This is a genomic window from Pseudomonas sp. BIGb0164, assembly GCF_024810135.1.
GTDB lineage: Bacteria > Pseudomonadota > Gammaproteobacteria > Pseudomonadales > Pseudomonadaceae > Aquipseudomonas.
This window is the reverse complement of sequence record NZ_JANUEA010000010.1, coordinates 113,881-133,325: the sequence shown is the minus strand read 5'-3', so window position 1 is coordinate 133,325 and position 19,445 is coordinate 113,881. Positions and strand designations below refer to the sequence as shown.

General features: G+C 63.7%; 20 protein-coding genes. 13 read left to right on the top strand and 7 right to left on the bottom strand.

The window, feature by feature from the left end; translation table 11 throughout:
* The first annotated feature begins 6 nt into the window (after positions 1-6).
* Entirely contained in the window at positions 7-471 is a 465-nt protein-coding gene (locus M2394_RS24470; protein ID WP_259174882.1) for a nuclear transport factor 2 family protein, read from the top strand.
* Positions 472-519: 48 nt separating this feature from the next.
* On the opposite strand, the gene M2394_RS24465 is transcribed toward M2394_RS24470, so the two are convergent.
* Complete coding sequence (locus M2394_RS24465; RefSeq protein ID WP_259174881.1) at positions 520-948, bottom strand: hypothetical protein; 429 nt, start codon at positions 946-948, stop codon at positions 520-522.
* 166 nt (positions 949-1,114) lie between these two features.
* Between M2394_RS24465 and M2394_RS24460 the strand changes: the two genes are divergently transcribed.
* On the top strand, positions 1,115-2,128 hold the full coding sequence (locus M2394_RS24460; protein WP_259174879.1) for an ABC transporter substrate-binding protein: 1,014 nt from the start codon (positions 1,115-1,117) through the stop codon (positions 2,126-2,128).
* 140 nt (positions 2,129-2,268) lie between these two features.
* On the opposite strand, the gene M2394_RS24455 is transcribed toward M2394_RS24460, so the two are convergent.
* Positions 2,269-3,165: a LysR substrate-binding domain-containing protein gene (locus M2394_RS24455; protein ID WP_176995596.1), complete on the bottom strand. Its 897-nt coding sequence runs from the start codon at positions 3,163-3,165 to the stop codon at positions 2,269-2,271.
* Between the two features lie 172 nt (positions 3,166-3,337).
* On the opposite strand from M2394_RS24455, the gene M2394_RS24450 reads away from it, so the two are divergent.
* The 11 genes from M2394_RS24450 (at position 3,338) to M2394_RS24400 (ending at position 14,116) form a co-directional block, all read left to right on the top strand.
* Positions 3,338-4,285 carry a branched-chain amino acid ABC transporter permease gene (locus M2394_RS24450; protein WP_259174878.1) on the top strand — a complete coding sequence of 316 codons (948 nt, stop codon included), beginning with the start codon at positions 3,338-3,340 and terminating at the stop codon, positions 4,283-4,285.
* Positions 4,282-5,367, top strand: coding sequence for a branched-chain amino acid ABC transporter permease (locus M2394_RS24445; protein WP_259174877.1), 1,086 nt, complete (start codon positions 4,282-4,284; stop codon positions 5,365-5,367). Before M2394_RS24450 ends, M2394_RS24445 begins: the two co-directional genes overlap by 4 nt.
* Positions 5,364-6,137: an ABC transporter ATP-binding protein gene (locus M2394_RS24440; protein ID WP_259174876.1), complete on the top strand. Its 774-nt coding sequence runs from the start codon at positions 5,364-5,366 to the stop codon at positions 6,135-6,137. Before M2394_RS24445 ends, M2394_RS24440 begins: the two co-directional genes overlap by 4 nt.
* Positions 6,130-6,846 carry an ABC transporter ATP-binding protein gene (locus M2394_RS24435; protein WP_178922524.1) on the top strand — a complete coding sequence of 239 codons (717 nt, stop codon included), beginning with the start codon at positions 6,130-6,132 and terminating at the stop codon, positions 6,844-6,846. Before M2394_RS24440 ends, M2394_RS24435 begins: the two co-directional genes overlap by 8 nt.
* A gap of 66 nt (positions 6,847-6,912) precedes the next feature.
* Positions 6,913-8,052, top strand: coding sequence for a branched-chain amino acid ABC transporter substrate-binding protein (locus M2394_RS24430; protein WP_259174875.1), 1,140 nt, complete (start codon positions 6,913-6,915; stop codon positions 8,050-8,052).
* A 120-nt stretch (positions 8,053-8,172) separates the two neighbouring features.
* Positions 8,173-8,655, top strand: a complete 483-nt coding sequence (locus M2394_RS24425; RefSeq protein ID WP_178922520.1) for an L-2-amino-thiazoline-4-carboxylic acid hydrolase — start codon at positions 8,173-8,175, stop codon at positions 8,653-8,655.
* Positions 8,648-9,883 carry a Zn-dependent hydrolase gene (locus tag M2394_RS24420; protein WP_259174874.1) on the top strand — a complete coding sequence of 412 codons (1,236 nt, stop codon included), beginning with the start codon at positions 8,648-8,650 and terminating at the stop codon, positions 9,881-9,883. Before M2394_RS24425 ends, M2394_RS24420 begins: the two co-directional genes overlap by 8 nt.
* A 97-nt stretch (positions 9,884-9,980) precedes the next feature.
* Complete coding sequence (locus tag M2394_RS24415) at positions 9,981-10,571, top strand: antibiotic biosynthesis monooxygenase (RefSeq protein WP_259174873.1); 591 nt, start codon at positions 9,981-9,983, stop codon at positions 10,569-10,571.
* A complete protein-coding gene (locus tag M2394_RS24410) occupies positions 10,568-12,406 on the top strand; it encodes an amidohydrolase (protein WP_259174872.1) in 1,839 nt (612 codons plus the stop codon). The genes M2394_RS24415 and M2394_RS24410 overlap by 4 nt, the downstream gene beginning before the upstream one ends.
* Before the next feature lie 31 nt (positions 12,407-12,437).
* Positions 12,438-13,052, top strand: a complete 615-nt coding sequence (gene ycaC, locus M2394_RS24405) for an isochorismate family cysteine hydrolase YcaC (RefSeq protein WP_178922512.1) — start codon at positions 12,438-12,440, stop codon at positions 13,050-13,052.
* 182 nt (positions 13,053-13,234) lie between these two features.
* Positions 13,235-14,116: a LysR family transcriptional regulator gene (locus tag M2394_RS24400; protein ID WP_259174871.1), complete on the top strand. Its 882-nt coding sequence runs from the start codon at positions 13,235-13,237 to the stop codon at positions 14,114-14,116.
* Positions 14,117-14,126: 10 nt separating this feature from the next.
* Here the strand turns inward: M2394_RS24400 and M2394_RS24395 are convergent, their stop codons facing one another.
* The 5 genes from M2394_RS24395 to M2394_RS24375 all read right to left on the bottom strand — a co-directional run bounded on the left by M2394_RS24395 (position 14,127) and on the right by M2394_RS24375 (position 19,398).
* Positions 14,127-15,074: a D-isomer specific 2-hydroxyacid dehydrogenase family protein gene (locus M2394_RS24395; RefSeq protein ID WP_259174869.1), complete on the bottom strand. Its 948-nt coding sequence runs from the start codon at positions 15,072-15,074 to the stop codon at positions 14,127-14,129.
* A complete protein-coding gene (locus M2394_RS24390) occupies positions 15,071-16,249 on the bottom strand; it encodes an acyl-CoA dehydrogenase family protein (RefSeq protein ID WP_259174868.1) in 1,179 nt (392 codons plus the stop codon). The genes M2394_RS24395 and M2394_RS24390 overlap by 4 nt, the downstream gene beginning before the upstream one ends.
* A 129-nt stretch (positions 16,250-16,378) precedes the next feature.
* The gene (locus tag M2394_RS24385) at positions 16,379-17,062 is read right to left on the bottom strand and encodes a peroxiredoxin-like family protein (protein ID WP_178922504.1); all 684 of its coding nucleotides are present in this window, start codon (positions 17,060-17,062) and stop codon (positions 16,379-16,381) included.
* Positions 17,059-18,408: an LLM class flavin-dependent oxidoreductase gene (locus M2394_RS24380; RefSeq protein ID WP_259174867.1), complete on the bottom strand. Its 1,350-nt coding sequence runs from the start codon at positions 18,406-18,408 to the stop codon at positions 17,059-17,061. Before M2394_RS24380 ends, M2394_RS24385 begins: the two co-directional genes overlap by 4 nt.
* A gap of 15 nt (positions 18,409-18,423) precedes the next feature.
* Entirely contained in the window at positions 18,424-19,398 is a 975-nt protein-coding gene (locus tag M2394_RS24375) for an ABC transporter substrate-binding protein (RefSeq protein WP_259174866.1), read from the bottom strand.
* Between the last annotated feature and the right edge of the window lie 47 nt (positions 19,399-19,445).

The window sequence follows — 19,445 nt, the reverse complement described above, 5'->3', positions numbered from 1 at the left end:
ACCCCCATGACCACCCTCGACCTACACACCGCTGCTGATAAGTTCGCGGTGATCGACACCCTGCATCGCTTCGCAGCAGGCATTGATCTGCAAGATCCGGCTTTGCTCGCTTCGGCGTTCACCGTCAACGCCGTATCGGATTTTGGCCCGGCCGCTGCCAAGGCAGGTTTTGAATACCCGGTGCTGGAAGGGCGCGACACCATCGTCACCGCACTGTCCGGCGCCCTCAGCCAACTCGACACCACTCATTCTGTGAGTAACGCGCGGGTAACCCTTGAGGGCAACAGTGCGCGGCTGGATGCATTGGTGGAAGCGCAGCACGTGCCCAAAAACGATCCTTCACGGCATTACCTGATGAAGAACCGGTATGACGTGGCGTTGGTGCGGGAAGAGGGCGTATGGCTGATCCAGCGCGTGACCGTGGATAACGTCTGGCGCTCAGGGGACCCGGCGGTGTTGGCGGGAGTTTAAGAACACCAAACGTACTGCAGGAGCCGGCAAGCCGGCGCCTACAGGTTATCAGGCGGCTTGGGGTTGGATCTGCAACTCGCCATCCACGTCCTTGACCAACCCACTGGCCAGAAACAGCGGCGCCAGGCGCTTGTGCAGTTGTGGCTCGACAAATTCCTTCACCGTGTCCAGCACCAGCACGCCGCTCAACGGCAACTCGGCCTTGGTGTAGGACAACCACGCCTTCTTCAGCGCCATCAACACATCACTGCCCGCCGTGGAGGCGAAGCGGCGGTGGGTGGGTTTGCCGTCGAAAGTAAAGGTGTGCTGGAACGCGTAGCCGGTTTCATCGCCTCCGCTGGCGGTGCAGCGCACGCAGGTGCACGGGCCGTCGCCGAAGGCGCTGCGCAGGTAGGCATTGAAGTCCACCACGGGCTTGAGTGACAGGCGCTTATCGACTTCGAACAGGTCCCCGGTCATTTTTTCGTCAGTGTTCAACGTCCATTTCCTCGCAGGTTCGACGGTTTTTCAAAGCGCGGCACAATAGCAGCCACGGGCAGGTTTGTGGGCCATTTTGCATAACAATAGATCCCGATATTCTTTTCCTGTCTTAAAAATCGTGGCTACCCTCGCTCACCTTCTCAAAAGCGCGGCAGACTCCCCCATGACCTTCAAGCGTTCCTCCCTGACCCTCCTGGCGGCCTCGTTGGCCGCCGCAACGGCCTTGCTCAGCCCCGGTGCCCAGGCCGAAGGCAAGATCAGCATCGCCCAGCAATTCGGCATCGGCTACCTGATCCTCGACGTGGTGCGCGACCAGAACCTGATTGAAAAGCACGGCAAGGAGCAGGGCTTGGACATCAAGGTGGACTGGAACAGCATTTCCGGCGCCACCGCGATGAACGAATCGCTGCTGGCCGGCGCCCTGGACGTGGTTTCGGCCGGCGTGCCGCCAATGCTCACGCTGTGGGATCGCACCAAGGGCAAGCAGAACGTCAAGGCCATCGCCTCGCTGGGCTCGATGCCCAACTACCTGCTCACCAACAACCCGAACGTGAAAACCCTCAAGGACTTCAGCGAGAAAGACCGCATTGCCGTGCCCGCCGCTGGCGTGGGCTTCCAGTCGCGCACCTTGCAGATCGAGACCGCCAAGCAGTTCGGCAATGACCAATACAAGAAACTCGACGACATCTCCATCAGCCTGGCTCACCCCGACGCCACGGCGGCGCTGATTGCCGGTGGTTCGGAGATCAATGCGCACTTCTCCAGCCCGCCGTTCCAGTACCAGGAGCTGCTCAACCCCAACGTGCACAAGGTGCTCAGTTCCTACGACATCCTGGGTGGGCAGGCGACGTTCAACGTGCTGTACACCACGCAGAAATTCCACGACGAAAACCCCAAGACCTACAAGGCGTTCTATGACGCGCTGGCCGAGGCTGAAAAAATCATCAAGGCCGACAAGCCAGCGGCCGCCAAGGCCTATATCCGCGTAGAGCAGTCGAAGCTGCCGTTGGACCTGGTGGAAAAGATCGTCCAGGACCCGGAAATCGACTTCACCATCGTGCCCCAGCGCACCTTCATCTATGCCGAGAAACTGCAGGAACTGGGTGTGTTGAAAAACAAGGCCGCGAGCTGGAAGGACTACTTCTTCGAAGAGGCGCACGGCGGCAACGGCAGCTGATCCGCAACAAGGTCTTGATACCCAACGCGGTTAAAAATGTGGGAGCTGGCTTGCCTGCGATAGCGGTGGGCCTGCTAGAGAATTGATTGCAGATACACCGCAATCGCAGGCAAGCCAGCTCCCACCTTTTGAACTGCGGTCTATTGCGCAATCAAACTGCGCTTGATCCAGTCATACAAGTCATTCCCCTCGCTCGACAACTCACTGTTGGCGCGCCGGCACAAGTAGTACTGGCGGCCATCATTGACCTGCAGATCAAACAGCTTAACCAGCTCACCACTGGCCACATGGGGCGCCACCAGCGGCTCGCGCAACAGCGCGCAACCGAGGCCGGTGAGGGTGGCGGTGAGTGCCAACTGGCCGTCTTCCAACAGCAAGCCATTGAGCGCCGTGGTGTCGACTTCGGCGGCCTCGAACCATTGGCCCCAGGTGCCGCGTTCTTCGTCGTGCAGCAACGGCAGTTCACTCAGCGCCTGGGGCGTGTCGATGGGCCCGTGCTGCGCCAGGAACGCGCGGCTGCAATAGGGCGTCACCGCGCCAGAGATCAACGGCTCGCTGTGGTACCCCGGCCAATGCCCGGTGCCAAAACGGATCGACAGGTCAGCCGCATCGCTGGGGTAGCTGCGGTGGTTGGCGTAGGTCACGTTGATGTCCAGCGCCGGGTGGTCCTTCAGGAAATTCGCCAGGCGCGGGATAAACAGGTTGATGCCAAACAGCGGGATCAGGCTGATCGTGACCTGGCGCGTCGCGCTCTTTTCGCGCACGTGTTCGGTGGCGCTGCGCAGTACCGCAAAGGCTGAGCGAATCGCCCGGTAGTACTCGCGACCTTCGTCGGTGAGCACCAGGTTGCGGCCCTGACGCAAGGTCAGCGGCTGCTGCAAAAAATCCTCCAGCAGATGCAACTGATGGCTGATGGCCGAGGCGGAGACGTCCAGCTCGCGGGCGGCTGCATTTACCCCGCCATGGCGCGCGAAGGCTTCGAAGGTGCGCACGGCGCGCAGAGGAGGGTCGTTGGCTAACTGTTCTGATTTATTCATGTGTTGAATTAAATACCAACTTTATCGCTGAATAAAGAGCCATAAGTGCCGTATTTACGGCATAAATAGCGTGTTTATTGTTGGGTATAACGATATGACTTTCTGATATTTGATAAAAACAGAATAGATGCTTAGTGTGCCGCCCCTGTACGCACTGAGGTCGATGGTCCTGATGGATGGGTTTATCCAACAACTGCTCAACGGTTTGATGACGGGCAGTCTCTACGCGCTGGTCGCCCTGGGTTACACCATGGTCTACGGCATTTTGCGCATCATCAACTTCGCCCATGGCGACGTGTTGATGATCGGTGCACTGGTGGGCTTGTCGGTGATCCGCCTGTTGCAGGCGACCTGGCCCGCCTTGCCGCCAGTGCTGGTGTTGCTCTGCGCCACCGTCGTCGCCATGGCCTTCTGCGCGGTGCTGGCGGTAGTGATCGAGCGTGTTGCCTATCGCCGCCTGCGCCATGCCCCGCGCCTGGCGCCGTTGATCAGTGGCATCGGTGTGTCGCTGCTACTGCAAACCCTCGCCATGCTGGTGTGGACCCGCAACCCGCAAATGTTCCCGCAATTGCTGCCCCTGGCGCCAATTGAAGTGCTGGCCGGCGCCTCCGCGCACCCGGCGATCACCAACGTGACGGCCCTCACCACCATCGCCATCGCCGTCTCGGTGATGGTCGCGCTGCTGGTGTTGGTGGAGCGCACGCGCTTCGGCCGGGCCATGCGCGCCGTGGCAGAAAACCCTCAGGTCGCCAGCCTGATGGGCATCAACCCCAACCGCATCATCGTCATCACCTTTGCCATTGGCGGCGCGCTTGCCGCGTTGGCGGGGATCATGATGGCCAGCAACTACGGCAGCGCGCATTTCTACATGGGCTTTTTGCCCGGCATCAAGGCCTTCACCGCAGCGGTGCTGGGCGGTATCGGCAACCTCAAAGGCGCCATGCTCGGCGGCCTGTTGCTGGGGCTGATCGAAGCCCTGGGCACTGGCTATTTGGGCTCGGCTACCAACGGCGTGTTCGGCAGCAATTACCAGGATGTGTTCGCCTTTATCGTGTTGATTGCGGTGCTGGTGTTCCGGCCTTCGGGGTTGTTGGGCGAACGTTTGGCGACCCGCGCATGATCCAGTCCCTGACTCCCAACAAACGTGCGAGCCTGGGCTTGCTGTTGCTCGCCGTGGCCCTGGTGCTGGCGCCGTGGATCGTCGGCCACGCCGGTGGCAACACCTGGGTGCGCACCCTGGACTTTGCCCTGCTGTACATCATGCTCGCCCTCGGCTTGAACATCGTGGTCGGCTATGCGGGGCTGCTGGACATGGGCTTTATCGCTTTCTATGCGGTGGGCGCTTATCTCGCGGCGTTGCTCTCGTCGCCGCATTTGCTGCAACAGTTCCCCGCGCTGGCGGCGTTGTTGCCGGCGGGCCTGCACACCTCGATCTGGCTGATCCTGCCACTCGGCGCCTTGCTGGCGGCCGGCTGCGGCGTAGTGCTCGGTGCGCCGACCCTGCGCCTGCGCGGCGACTACCTGGCCATCGTGACCTTGGGCTTTGGCGAGATCATCCGCATCCTGCTGCGCAACCTCGACCGCCCGGTGAACATCACCAACGGCCCCAAAGGCATCTCCCAGGTCGACCCGGTGAACCTGCTCGGCGTGAACCTGGGCCGCACCCAGGACCTGTTCGGCCTGCGCCTGCCGTCGGTTTACCTCTATTACTACCTGTTCGCCGCGCTGGTGGTGCTGATCCTGTTCGCCTGCATCCGCCTGGAGCGTTCGCGCATCGGCCGTGCGTGGGTGGCCATCCGCGAAGACGAAGACGCGGCGCAAGCCATGGGCATCAACACCGTGCGCCTCAAGCTGCTGGCGTTTGCCATTGGCGCGGCGTTCGGCGGCGTGAGCGGGGTGCTGTTCGCGTCGTTCCAGGGGTTTGTCTCGCCGGAATCCTTCACCCTCAACGAGTCCATTGCGGTGCTGGCGATGGTGGTGTTGGGCGGCATGGGCCATATCCCCGGGGTGATCCTGGGTTGCGTGTTGCTGGCGGCCTTGCCCGAAGCCCTGCGCGCCAGCATGGGCCCGCTGCAGCAGTCGCTGTTCGGCCAGGTGCTGGTGGACCCGGAGATCATCCGTCAACTGTTCTACGGCCTGGCGCTGATCCTGGCGATGCTCTACCGACCGGCCGGGCTATGGCCCAAAGGAGTGGCACGATGAACGCACCGTTGTTGCAGATCGACAAGGTCAACAAACACTTCGGCGGCGTCGCGGCGCTGACTGACGTGAGCCTGAGTATCCAGCCTGGCGAGATTTACGGGTTGATCGGCCCCAACGGCGCGGGCAAGACCACCTTCTTCAACGTGATGACCGGCCTCTACACCCCGGACTCCGGGCGTTTCCAGCTCGATGGCCGAGACTACAAGCCCACCGGTGTGCACCAGGTGGCCGAAGCCGGCATTGCCCGTACCTTCCAGAATATCCGCCTGTTCAACGCCATGAGCGCCCTGGAAAACGTCATGGTCGGGCGCCATGTGCGTACCCGCAATGGCCTGTGGGCGGCGCTGAGTCAGCATCGCCGGGCGCGTGAGGAAGAAGCGCAAACCCGCGCCCATGCCCATCGTTTGCTGGCGTATGTGGGCCTGGCCGGGTTTGCCCATTACCGCGCCGACAGCCTCAGCTACGGCCATCAGCGCCGTCTGGAAATCGCCCGCGCCCTGGCCACCGAACCGCGCTTGCTGGCGCTGGATGAACCGGCAGCCGGCATGAACGCCAGCGAAAAAGTGCAGCTACGCGGCCTGCTGGAAAAGATCCGCGACGACGGCCACACGCTGCTGCTGATCGAGCACGACGTGAAGCTGGTGATGGGCGTGTGCGACCGCATCAGCGTGCTCGATTACGGCCAGGTTATCGCTGTGGGCCCGCCCGCCGATGTGCGCCAGCACCCGGCCGTGATCCAGGCCTACCTGGGAGCCAATGCCCATGTCTGAAGCCCTGTTGAGTGTGGACGGTTTGCAAGTGCGCTACGGCGCCATCGAAGCCGTCAAATCCCTGGACCTGCATGTCCACGAAGGCGAGCGCGTCACGCTGATCGGTGCCAATGGCGCCGGCAAGACCTCCAGCCTCAAGGCCCTGACCGGGCTGCTTCCGGCGGCCAAGGGCGAGATCCGTTTTGCCGGGCGTTCGATCCGCGGCGCAGCGCCCGACCAACTGCTGCGCCAAGGCATTGCCATGGTTCCGGAAGGACGCGGGATTTTTGCGCGCATGAGTGTGCTGGAAAACCTGCAAGCCGGTGCCTTCCTGCGCCGTGACCACGCGCAGGTGCAGCGCGAAATGCGCCAGTTGTTCGACCACTTCCCGCGCCTGCAGGAACGCCTGCACCAGTCGGCCGGCCTGCTGTCGGGCGGCGAACAGCAGATGCTCGCGCTGGCTCGCGCGCTGTTGTCGCGCCCGCGCTTGCTGATCCTGGATGAGCCGTCCATGGGCCTGGCGCCGATCATGGTGGAGAAGATTTTCCAGGTGATCGACGACGTGTGCCGCCAGGGCATGACCCTGTTGCTGGTGGAGCAGAACGCGCGGCTGGCGCTGCACGTCACCGACCGTGCTTATGTGATGGATACCGGGCGTATCAGCCTAACGGGGCCGTCCCAGGATTTGCTTGAACACCCCGAGGTGCGCAGCGCGTACCTCGGCGAATAGATAACCCATGACGCTACCGGACGCCCGGCGTGTTCCGACCCGCCTGAAAACCAGCAGGAACCCCAGATGAACACATTGAAGAAAACCGCACTGATCGGCCTGGCCCTCAGCAGCCTCGCCAGCGCCGTGGCCCAGGCCGACCAGACTGTGCTGATCGGCTTGGCTGGCCCACTCACCGGCCCATCGGCACGGATCGGCAAGGACCTGGAAAACGGCGCGCAATTGGCCATCGACCAGGCCAACGCCAAGCATCCAAAAATCAACGGTGAAGCCGTGACGTTCAAGTTGGTCTCCGAAGACGACCAGTCTGACCCGCGCACCGCCGTGACCGTGGCCCAGCGCCTGGTGGATGAGGGCGTGGTGGGCGTAGTCGGCCACTGGAACACCGGCACCAGCATCCCGGCCGCACGGGTGTACCACGACGCCGGTATTGCCCAGGTCGCCCCGGTTGCCACCGGCCACGCCTATACCCAGCAGGGCTTCGACACCAGCTTTCGCATCATGGGCCATGACGACGATGGCGGCCGCGTGGCCGGCGACTATGCGTTGAATACCCTGAAAGCCAAGCGTATCGCCGTGATCGATGACCGCACTGCGTTCGGCCAGGGCCTGGCCGACCAGTTCGTCAAGGCCATCGAGGCGGGTGGTGCAACCGTGGTGAGCCGCGAATACGTGGACGACAAGACCATCGACTTCAGTGCCGTGCTCACCAATATCCGCAGCCAGAACCCGGACCTGATCTTCTTCGGCGGCGTGGATTCCCAGGCCGCACCGCTGGCCCGTCGCATCAAGCAACTGGGCATCAAGGCACCGCTGATGGGCGCGGGCGGGTTTGTCAGCCAGACCTTCCTGCAACTGGCGCAGAACGAAGGCGAGGGCGTGATCGCCCTGGAGCCGGGCCTGGCGGTTGCGCAGATGCCGGGCGGCAAGGCGTTCGAGCAGGCTTACAAGGAACGCTACAAAGCCAACATCGAGCTGCATGCACCGTTCGCCTACGACGGTGTCGGCGTGCTGGTGGCGGCGATTGAAAAGGCCGACTCGGTGGACCCGCAGAAGTACCTGCCGGTCTTGCGCGCCATCAGCTACCCCGGCGTAACCGGCACCATTGCGTTTGATGCCGAAGGCAACTTGAAGAAACCGTCGTTCACCGTTTACCAGGTCAAGGCCAACCAATGGCAGCCGGTGAGCGTGGCCGGCGGTCAATAAACAACCCGGCTGTAGGCGCCGGCTTGCCGGCGATGGCGGTATATCAGCCAAGGATGTACAGGCTGGCACACGGTTATCGCAGGCAAGCCAGCTCCCACATTGGTTTGGAGGAGAGATGAAATGAGCAAGCTGGAAGGTGAACTGGGCATTCTTGCCCGTCGGCGGATCGAGGCCGAAATCATCAAGCCGATCTACGAGATTCTCAAGCGCGAGCAGGGCCAGGCGTTTGCTGCGGCCGTGATTGGCGAGGCCGTGGGTAACGCGGCGATCCAGGCCGGCAAGCATTTTGCCGCGCTGGAAGAGCAGGGCGCCGACCTCAAGAGCTTTGTCGAGCTGCAAGTGCTGTGGGAGAAGGACGACGCCCTCAAGGTCGAGATCATCGCCAGCGATGCCGAGCACTACGATTACGACGTCAAGCGGTGTCGCTACGCCGAGATGTACCACGAGATGGGCCTGGGCGAGATCGGTCACCTGCTGTCGTGCAACCGCGACGAGCTGTTTATCGTCGGCTACAACCCCGACATCGAACTGACCCGCACCCAGACCATCATGGGCGGCGCCCACCACTGTGACTTCCGCTACCGGGCCAAGCCTCATGACTGATCACGCGCGGGTAAACGGCGAGCGCCTGTGGGACTCGCTGATGGACATGGCAACGATCGGCGCCACGGAAAAGGGTGGTGTCTCGCGCCTGGCCCTCACCGATGAAGACCGCCGTGGCCGCGACCTGTTTGTGCAATGGTGCACGGCGGCCGGGTGCAGCATTCGCGTAGACGCGATGGGCAATATCTTCGCCCGCCGCGCCGGTCGCCACGACCACCTGGCCCCGGTGCTGACCGGCTCCCATGGCGACTCCCAACCCTTCGGCGGCAAGTACGACGGCATCTACGGCGTGCTCGCCGGGCTGGAAGTGCTGCGCACCTTGAACGACCTGGGCATTGAAACCGACCGACCCATCGAAGTGGTCAACTGGACCAACGAAGAAGGCTCACGCTTCGCCCCGGCGATGATTTCGTCGGGCGTCTACGCCGGTGTCTTTGACTTGGAATACGGTTTGTCCCGCGAGGACAAATCGGGGGTGACCATTGGCGAGGCGCTGAAAGAAATCGGCTATGCCGGCGCGCATCCGGTGGGCGGCCAAGCGATACATGCCGCGTTCGAGCTGCATATCGAGCAGGGCCCGATCCTCGAAGCCCAAGGCGTCACCATCGGCGTCGTCACCGGCGCCCAGGGCCAGCGCTGGTATGAAGTGGAACTGAGCGGGCGCAGCGCCCACGCCGGCACCACGCCCATGGATCATCGCCTGGATGCCTTGCTCGGCTTTGCCCGTGTCGTCGAGGCAGTGAACGGCCTGGGGCTGGAACAAGGCGCCGAAGGGCGCGCCACGGTGGGCATGGCGAACATCTTCCCCAACTCACGCAACGTGGTGCCGGGCCGGGTGTTTTTCAGCGTGGAATTCCGTCACCCGGACGAAGCGGTACTGGCGCGCCAGGACGTCCAACTGCGCGACGCCGTGGCCCGCATCGCCGAGGGCATCGGCTTGCAGCACAGCGTGAAGCAGATCTTCCAGTACGCGCCGATTGCCTTCGATGGCGACTGTGTAGAGGTGGTGCGTGCCTCGGCGCAAAAGCTCGGCTACAGCCATCGGCCGATGATCTCCGGTGCCGGGCATGACGCCTGCTACCTCAACCAGGTTGCGCCCACCGCGATGATCTTTGTGCCCTGTGTGGACGGGTTGAGCCATAACGAAGCCGAGGCCATCTCTCCCGAATGGTCGACAGCCGGCGCCGATGTGCTGTTGCAGGCGATCCTGGCCAAATCCCAGCGCTGACGAGCGGCGATCAAACAGCACGTACATCCAATTTTCATCACCCCCACCCACGGCACACTCCCCTTATCGCTGATCTTTCAAGGCAGAGGGGAGCACCATGGACCCAGCACCAGAGACAGGGCCCGACGAAGTCGTCACCCTGGTCGTCAAACACCTCATCAAGCAAGGCCGCGAGGCCGACTACGAAGCCTGGCTGCGGCGCATCGTGCGCATCGCCGGTGAGCGCCCCGGCCACCTCGGCGTGGACGTGGTGCGCAGTCAACAGAACGGCCTGGCGCTGTTCACCTGTGTATTGCGCTACCGCTCCACCGACGCGCTGGAGCGCTGGCTCGACTCCCCCGAACGCAACGACCTGATCGCCGAAGCCGCACCCATGCTGGCCGACGGCGACAAGACCGAAGTCGGCGGCGTCAACGAGTTCTGGTTCTCGCCCCTGGCCGACAGCGCCGCCAAGCCGCCACGCTGGAAGCAGGCGGTGGTCACCCTGTTCGTGATCCTGCCGCTGACCCTGCTGGTGCCGCTGGTGTGGGGCCCGGTCCTGCGCCTGCATCCCTTTCTCTCCAACTACGTGGTCGCCACCTTCCTGGTGACCCTGACCATCGTGTTGCTGGTGGTCTACCTGCTGATGCCGGCGGCTACCCGCCTGTTCGCTCCCTGGCTCGAAGCCTCTGTAAAGGAAACCCTATGAACGCCGATCTGATTCTGTTCAATGGCCAGTTCCACACCGTGGACCGTGAAAACCCGCGCGCCACCGCCGTCGCCATCAGCGGTGGGCGTTTCGTCGCCGTGGGCACCGACGGCGAGGCCATGGCCCTGCGCGGCAGCGGCACCCAGGTCATCGACCTCAAGGGCCGCACCGTGATCCCCGGCCTCAACGACTCCCACCTGCACCTGATCCGTGGCGGGCTGAACTACAACCTCGAACTGCGCTGGGAAGGCGTGCCATCCCTGGCCGATGCGCTGCGCATGCTCAAGGACCAGGCGGATCGCACGCCGACCCCGCAATGGGTGCGCGTGGTAGGCGGCTGGAACGAATTCCAGTTCGCCGAAAAGCGCATGCCCACCCTCGATGAACTGAACCAGGCCGCGCCCGACACCCCGGTGTTCGTGCTGCACCTATACGACCGCGCCTTGCTCAACCGCGCGGCCCTGCGCGTGGCCGGCTACACCAAGGACACGCCCAACCCACCGGGCGGCGAGATCGTGCGCGACAGCAATGGCAACCCCACCGGCATGCTGGTGGCGCGGCCCAACGCGATGATCCTGTATGCGACCCTGGCCAAGGGCCCGAAGTTGCCGCTGGAATACCAGGTCAACTCGACCCGTCAGTTCATGCGTGAACTCAACCGCCTGGGCCTCACCAGTGCGATCGACGCCGGTGGCGGTTTCCAGAACTACCCTGACGACTACGCGGTGATCGAGCAGTTGGCCAAGGACGAACAGTTGACGGTGCGCATCGCCTACAACCTGTTCACCCAAAAGCCCAAGGAAGAACTCAGCGACTTCAAGAACTGGACCGGCAGCGTCACCCTGCACCAGGGCGATGACTACCTGCGTCACAACGGTGCCGGCGAAATGCTGGTGTTCTCGGCCGCCGACTTCGAAGACTTCCTCGAACCCCGCCCGGACCTGCCGCTGACCATGGAGCAGGAACTGGAGCCGGTGGTGCGTCACTTGGTGGAACAGCGCTGGCCGTTCCGCCTGCACGCCACCTATGATGAGTCCATCTCGCGCATGCTCGACGTGTTCGAGAAGGTCAACCACGACATCCCGTTCAACGGCCTGCCGTGGTTCTTCGACCACGCCGAAACCATCACTCCGAAAAACATCGAGCGCGTGCGTGCCCTCGGCGGCGGGATTGCGATCCAGGACCGCATGGCGTTTCAGGGTGAATACTTCGTCGAGCGCTACGGCGCCAAGGCCGCCGAAGCCACGCCACCGATCCAGCGCATGCTCGCCGAAGGCGTGCCGGTAGGGGCGGGCACCGATGCCACGCGGGTGTCGAGCTACAACCCGTGGACCTCGCTGTACTGGATGGTCAGCGGCCGCACGGTAGGCGGCCTGGCGCTGCACGCCGAGGGCTTGCCGCGCCTCACCGCGCTGGAACTGTTCACCCACGGCAGTGCCTGGTTCTCGTCCGAGCAAGGCAAGAAAGGCCAGATCAAGGTCGGCCAATTGGCGGACGTGGCCGCGCTGTCGGCGGACTTCTTCAGCGTCGATGAAGAGGCCATCAAATGGATCGAGTCGGTGCTCACCGTGGTCGGCGGCAAGGTGGTCTACGGCGCCGGCGACTTCGAAGAGTACGCACCGCCACGTGTGCCGGTGCTGCCGGACTGGTCGCCGGTGGTCAAGGTGCCCGGGCACTGGCGCCCGAGTTCGGCGTTGCAGGCGCAGGTCCACCAGTGCAGCGGCCCGTGTGGCGTGCACGTGCACAGCCATGAAAAAGCGCGTCTTTCCAGCGTGCCGGTCAGCGACTTCCAGGGCTTCTGGGGTGCGTTCGGCTGCTCGTGTTTTGCCTTCTGATTACCCAACCCCCCGTTAGGAGATAACCCCCATGGCTTACAACCGTTTGAACAAAGATGACGCCGTCGTCCTGCTGGTCGATCACCAGACTGGCTTGATCTCCCTGGTGCAGGACTTCTCGCCCAACGAGTTCAAGAACAACGTGCTGGCCCTGGCGGACCTGGCCAAGTTCTTCAACTTGCCGACCATCCTCACCACCAGCTTTGAAAGCGGCCCCAATGGCCCGCTGGTGCCGGAACTCAAGGACATGTTCCCGGACGCGCCGTACATTCCGCGCCCTGGCCAGATCAACGCGTGGGACAACGAAGACTTCGTCAAGGCCGTCAAGGCGACCGGGCGCAAGCAGATCATCATCGCGGGCGTGGTGACAGATGTCTGCGTAGCGTTCCCGACCCTGTGCGCGCTGGCTGAAGGCTTTGAGGTGTTCGTGGTCACCGACGCGTCCGGCACCTTCAACGAAACCGTGCAGCAAGCCGCCTGGGCGCGCATGAGTGCGGCCGGCGCGCAACTGGTGAACTGGTTCTCGGTGGCCTGCGAGCTGCAGATCGACTGGCGCAACGACATGGAAGGCCTGGCCAACCTGTTGTCCCAGCGCATCCCGAACTACCGTAACCTGATGAACAGCTACTCGGCGTTTACCAAGTAACCGTTTCTAAAGAACTCTGCTGAACCCTGTGGGAGCCGGGCTTGCCCGCGATGGCGGAGTGTCAGTCGACAACAATGTCTCCTGACACACCGCCATCGCAGGCAAGCCAGCTCCCACATTTTGTTTTGTGGTGTGGCCACTGTCAGGCTATAAAGCCGCTAAATGTCCACCGAGAAGCGACAATGAACCCCTTCGAAGACATGCGCCTGTTCTGCCAGGTCATGGAATCCGGCAGTTTCACCGCCGCCGCCGAGCAACTGGGCCTGTCCAAGCAATTTGTCAGCCGCCGCCTGATCCAGCTGGAAGACCGCCTCGGCGTGCGCCTGCTCAACCGTTCCACCCGCCGCCTGGACGTCACGCCACTGGGCCAGAGTTACTACGAATCCGCCTTGCGCCTGCTCGGTGAAGTCGAGCAAGTGGAGCAGGGCATCGCTGGCCAGAACAGCGAGCCGCGCGGCACCCTGCGCCTGAGTGCGCCGTTGTCGTTTGCCATGGCCCATTTGGGCTGCCTGTTGCCGCTGTTCCTGCAACGCCATCCCCAGGTGTCGGTAGAAGTCGATCTCAGCGACCGTCCCGTCGACCTGATCGGCGAAGGCTATGACCTGGTGCTGCGCATCGGCACCCTGGAAGACTCCACCCTGATCGCCCGCCGCATCGCCAGCATCCCGCGGCTGTACTGCGCCAGCCCCGCGTACCTGGCCCTGCGCGGCACGCCGCAGAAACCCGAAGACCTCAGTGAACACGACTGCCTGCCTTACGGCCATGGTCGTCAGGTTCAGTGGCGTTTCAAGGGCAAGGTGCAGGCGTTGAACGTGAGTGGGCGCATGCGCGTGAACAACGGCGATTTGCTGCGCGACACGGCCATCGCTGGCCTGGGGGTGACGTACTTGCCCACCTTTATCGTCGGCGACGCGTTGAAGGATGGCCGCCTGGTCACGGTCCTGGACGACTTCGCCCCCGAAGCCCTGACCCTGTCGGCGGTGTACCCCCAGCACCGGCAGAGTTCACGGCCGGTGCAGGCGTTGGTGGAGTTTTTGCGCGAACAACTGGCGCAGGGCTGCTGAGAGGCCGGCGTCAGCCGTTGGCGAGGTTGGCCAATTCGAGGCCCGCGACATACCGCTCCAGATTCGCCAAAAACGCATCGGCAATCTCATGGCGGCTGTGGGTCGAAATCGCTGATGTGTGGGGCGACAACCGCACCCTCGGGTGCGTGTACAACGGATGCCCGTCCGGCAAGGGTTCCGGCTCGGTCACGTCCAGCGACGCCAGGCCGACCTGCCCATTGTCCAGCGCCTCCACCAATGCTTCCTGATCCACCAGACCGCCGCGTGCGATGTTGATCAGGTGCAGCCCTGGCTTCGCGCTGCCGAGCACATCACGGTCGACGATATGCCGCGTCGCCTCGGTCAGCGGCGCCGCCAGCACCAGGTGATCGGCACGGGCGAACAGGTCGTGGATGTCCTTGGCCGCCTGCACACCGTCGACGCCAAATGGCGCTGCGCTCTGACGCAACGCCACGACGTTTATGCCCAAGGCCAGCGCCTTGTGCGCCAGGCGTTCGCCAATCGCACCAAAGCCGAGGATGCCCAGCGTGGTGCCTTTGAGCGGACGCAGCGGGGTGAAACTCCACTGTGCATTCTTCACCCAGATGTCCGGCAAATGCTTGGACGCCGCAAAGATCGCCGCTAAGGCGAACTCGGCGAGGTTGTCGGCGGCGCTGCCGCGTGAGGTGGTCACCGGCGGGCCGCTGAACAGCCACTGCGGGTAGAAGTCGATACCCGACGACACCAGGTGCACCCATTGCGCGCCATACGGCCAGCCCGGTGGCGGGGTGTCCGGGGCGGTGTAGCCGCGCACGTTGATCGGGCGCAGCAAGAGGATGTTGGCCTGGGGCGGCAGGTCGCTCGGCACGCCCACGGGTACCCCGATCACCTGGGCCTGGGGGTGGTGCGCGGCGAGGCGCTGGCGGATCACGTCGTTGTAATCCTCGTCCAGCTGGCTGGCAATAATCACCTGGGTCATGGGCGTTCCTTCTCACGTTGGGCGAACACCGCTTTGCCGACGCCTTGCAACACGGCGTCGTTCTGCGGGGTGTGTACGCGGCTGCACAGCACGTCGCGGTAATGCCGTTGCAGCGGGCTATGGCGCGACAGGCCGGGGTTGCCCGAGGCCTCGATGGCCAGTTCCACGGCACGGATGGCGTTATGGGTTACCAGGTACTTCAACTGCGCCGCGTTGGCGGCCGGGGTGTGGCCTTCGGCAGCGGCGTCGAGCAGGCTGCGGTTGGCAAACAGCAGGGTGTCGATATGGCCGACGGTCTCCTGGAAGCGCGGCAGGGTCGACAGGGCTGCACCGAGGTTGGATGGCTTGCGTTCTTCCAGCCAATTCACCAGCCAGTCGCGCGCGGCCTGGGCCACGGCGTCATACACCGACGACAGCAGCACCGACATCCACAGGAAACCCTCGCCATCCAGCTCCGGCGACGGTGCGCTCCAGGGGCTGACGCCGACGGCGTGGTCCAGCGGCACCAGCACGTTGTCGAGCACCACTTCATGGCTGCAGGTGGCGCGCATGCCCAAGTGATCCCAGGTGTCGATGATGCTTACGCCGGGGCTGTCCTTGGGCACCAGCCAGGCGCCGACCAGCGGGTCCGGGTCATCGCTGCGCGCCCACACGCTGAACCAGCTCAGGCCGTGGCTGCCGGTGGAGTAGATTTTGCGCCCGCTGATGCGCCAGCCTTCGGCCGTGCGTAGCGCCGTGGTCGCCGGCAGGCCGCCACGGGCCGGGGTTCCGAGGTCGGGCTCGACACGCAGGGCGTTGATCAGCGCGCCGTTGCGCACCGCGTCCTCGGCCACTTGCTGGCGCAGGTGCGCAGGCCAGGTCTTGCTGTCTTGCAGGCGGGTGTGTTGCAGGTACTGCATCACCAGGATCAGCGCGGTGGAGGGTTCACCCTTGGCAATCGCACTGATGGCCTTGCGCGCCTGGGGCAGGCTGGCACCGCCGCCGCCCAAGGCCTTGGGCACGGTAAGCGCGACGAGGCCGTGTTCGTGCAGCAACTTGAAGTTGGCGTGGGGGAAGGCGCCGCTCTCGTCATACAGGTGCGCGGTGCTCGCCAGCTCGGCGCTGAGGCGGTCGAGCAGGGCGTCGAAATTGGCGACTTCCACGGAGCGAAGAGACGGTTGAGACGATGAAGTCATGATGAATGTACTCGGTCAAAAAATGTGGGAGCTGGCTTGCCTGCGATAGCGGTCTTGCAGTTGGCACATTGGTTACTGATGCATTGCTATCGCAGGCAAGCCAGCTCCCACAGGGGAGGGCGAGGTTATTCAGATGGCCAGGCGCACGGGCTGTTGGCCCAGTAAGCGCTCCACCGCCTGCAACACCGGCTCGGCTTCCGTGCGCACCAGCCAGTCCGGGCTGACTTCCACGAACGCCACGGTGCCGTCCCGGGCGATCACCACCACGGTCGGTTGCGGCAATTCCCACGTCCCGGTGCCGGTGGTGTCACCGATGTGATTGCCCTTGGCCAACGCCGCGTTTCGCGAGGCCTCGTCAAAGCTGTAGAGAATGCCCAGGCGCCGCCCGAGGTTGTTGTCCGGGTCGCTGGCCACCAGCAGTCGCAGGGTGTGCCGGGTCTTGATCTCCACCAGACGCTCCGGCACCTGCGGGCTGACGGCTACCAACGGCACGCCCAATTCCCGCAGGCGTGGATAGAGTTGGCGCTCGTAATAAGGCAGGGCGAGGTTGCACGCGGGGCAGCCGGCAAAGCGGAAAAAGATCAGCACCGCCGGGCCGTCGGCTAATAGCAGCTCACGGTTCAGTTCGCCGCCTTCCACGTTGAGCAGCACAAACGGGTCCAGCTCGTCGCCGACCTGCACATAGTCGTCAGGCTGCGCTTCGTTCACCAGGCGCTGGCGCTGGTCGATGTTGACCTGCAAGGCGGCCGGCGCCCAGGTGGCCACGCGTTCGGCATGCAGGTCGGCCAACTGACGGTTCAGGGACTCGCTCATGCCAGCGCCTCCTGCTCTGTCTCCACTTCGCTGGCAACGCTGTAGCGGTTGACCGGCACGTCCAGGCCCAGGTTGTCGCGCAAGGTGTGGCCGCTGTACTCCGTACGGAACAGGCCGCGCTGTTGCAGCACCGGCACCACCAGTTCGGTGAAGTACTGCAAGCCATCGGGCAGTACCGAGTTGATGATGAACCCGTCGCTGGCGCCGGTCTCGAACCAGGTCTGGATCGCATCGGCGACTTGCTCCGGGGTGCCGACAAAATCGCGCTTGGGCCGCGAGAACCGCAAGGCCACTTCGCGCAGGGTCAGGCCTTCGTCCCTGGCCAGTTGCTTGATGCGGTCGGAGCCGCCTTTCTGGCTGTTGGCGCCCAGGTCGCCGAGTTCCGGGAAGGGCGCGTCGAGCGGGTACTGGCTGAAATCGTGGTCATTGAACGGGCGGCCCAGGGCGACGATCGCATCCTCCACGGTCACCAGATCCACGGCCTGCTGATAACGGCTTTCCACCTCGGCTGCATCGCGTCCGACAATCGGGCGAATGCCCGGCAGGATCGACAGGCTGTCGGCGTCACGCCCGAAGCCCTGGGCGCGGCGCTTGAGGTCTTGGGTGTAGGCCAGGCCTTCTTCGATGCTCTCCACGTGTACAAAGATCGCGTCGGAGTGTTCGGCGGCAAAGTTGCGCCCGTCTTCGGAGGTGCCCGCCTGGAAGATCACCGGCTGGCCCTGGCGAGAGCGCGCGATATTCAGCGGGCCCTTGACCGAGAAAAACTCGCCCTTGTGTTTGAGCGCGTGCAACTTGGCGGGGGCGAAAAATTCGCCGCTGTGTTTATTGTAGGAGAAGGCGTCATCTTCCCAGGAATCCCACAGGCCCTTGACCACGTTCAGGTGTTCCTTGGCGATGCGGTAGCGCACCGCGTGCGGCGGGTGCTCGGCCTTGCCGAAGTTGTCGGCGGTGCCGCTGAGCCAGGAGGTGACCACGTTCCACCCGGCACGGCCGCCGCTGATGTGGTCCAGGGACGCGAACTGGCGCGCCACCTGGTAGGGCTCGGTGTAGCTGACGGTCACCGTGGCGACCAAGCCGATATTCGTGGTCAACGCGGCCAGGGCCGACAGGATGGTCAGCGGCTCAAAACGGTTGAGGTAGTGCGGGCTGGACTTGGCGTGGATGTGCAGGCTGTCGGCGATGAACACGAAGTCGAACTTGGCGCTTTCGGCCAGCTCGGTCTGCTGCTTGTAAAAGCCGAAGTTGGTACTGGCATTGGGTTGGGCCTGCGGGTGGCGCCATTCGCCCCAGCCGTGACCGACGCCGTGGACCATGGCTCCGAGTTTGAGTTGACGTGGCTTGCTCATGTTCTGCTCCTTGTTTCAGCGCGAGGCTTGGGAAAGTGGGACACGCTTGGCGTTAAAGCTCTTGTCGAAACCCTGCGACACGTCGATGTGCTTGGGCAGCAGGCCTTCCTGTTGGTAGGTGTCAGCCGTGGCTTGCAGGCCGCTGATCACGCTGTCGTCAATCGCCACCGGGCTCAGGTGAGTGTCCTTGGCCACCTCCAGGTGCACGGCCAGGGGCAGGCCGGTGATCTTGGCTTGGGCGGCGGCGTACTCGTCGGGGTGCACGTTGGCCCAGGCATAGGCCCGGTCGACCCGCGCCACGAAGTCATCCAGTTGCACGCGCTTGTCGGCAATCGCCTGGCTGGTGGCCGCGAAGTACAAGTGGTTGCTCAACAGCTTGTTGCCGCTGATCAGTACACGGGCGTGGCTTTGGGAGGTGACGACGGTGGTGTAGGGGTCCCAGGTGGCCCAGGCGTCGACGGTGCCGTTGTCCAGCACCAGGCGTGACTCGCTGGGCAGCAGGAAGATGAATTGCACGTCCTTGGTGGTCAGGCCGGCGCTGGCCAGGGCCTTGATCGCCAGATAATGGCCGATGGAACCGCGCCCGGTGACGATCTTCTTGCCCTTGAGGTCGGCCACGGTCTTAATCGGCGAGTTTTCTGGCACCAGCAGGGCAGTGGTGTTGCGCCCTTCGGCGTGGATGATGCTGACCACCTTGAGCGAGGCCCCCGCGCCGAGTGCGAACACATAAGGCGCGTCGCCCAGGGCGCCGACATCTACGGCGCCGGCATTCAGGGCTTCACCCAAGGGCGAGGCGGAAGGGAACTCCGACCATTGGATGTCGTAAGGCACATTTTTCGTCTCGCCGGAGACTTCCAGCAGTGCCTTGATGGTGGATTTCTGATTGGCCACCCGCAGCGGTTGCAGGTCGGCGGCGTGTGCGGTGCTGATCAGGCCGAGGGCCAGGGCGGTGCCCAGGAGCAGGCGTTTGAAGGGGGTGGTAAAGACCATGGGATGCAGGCTCCAGGTAGCTCGAAAAAGGGTTTGGCTACCTCCGC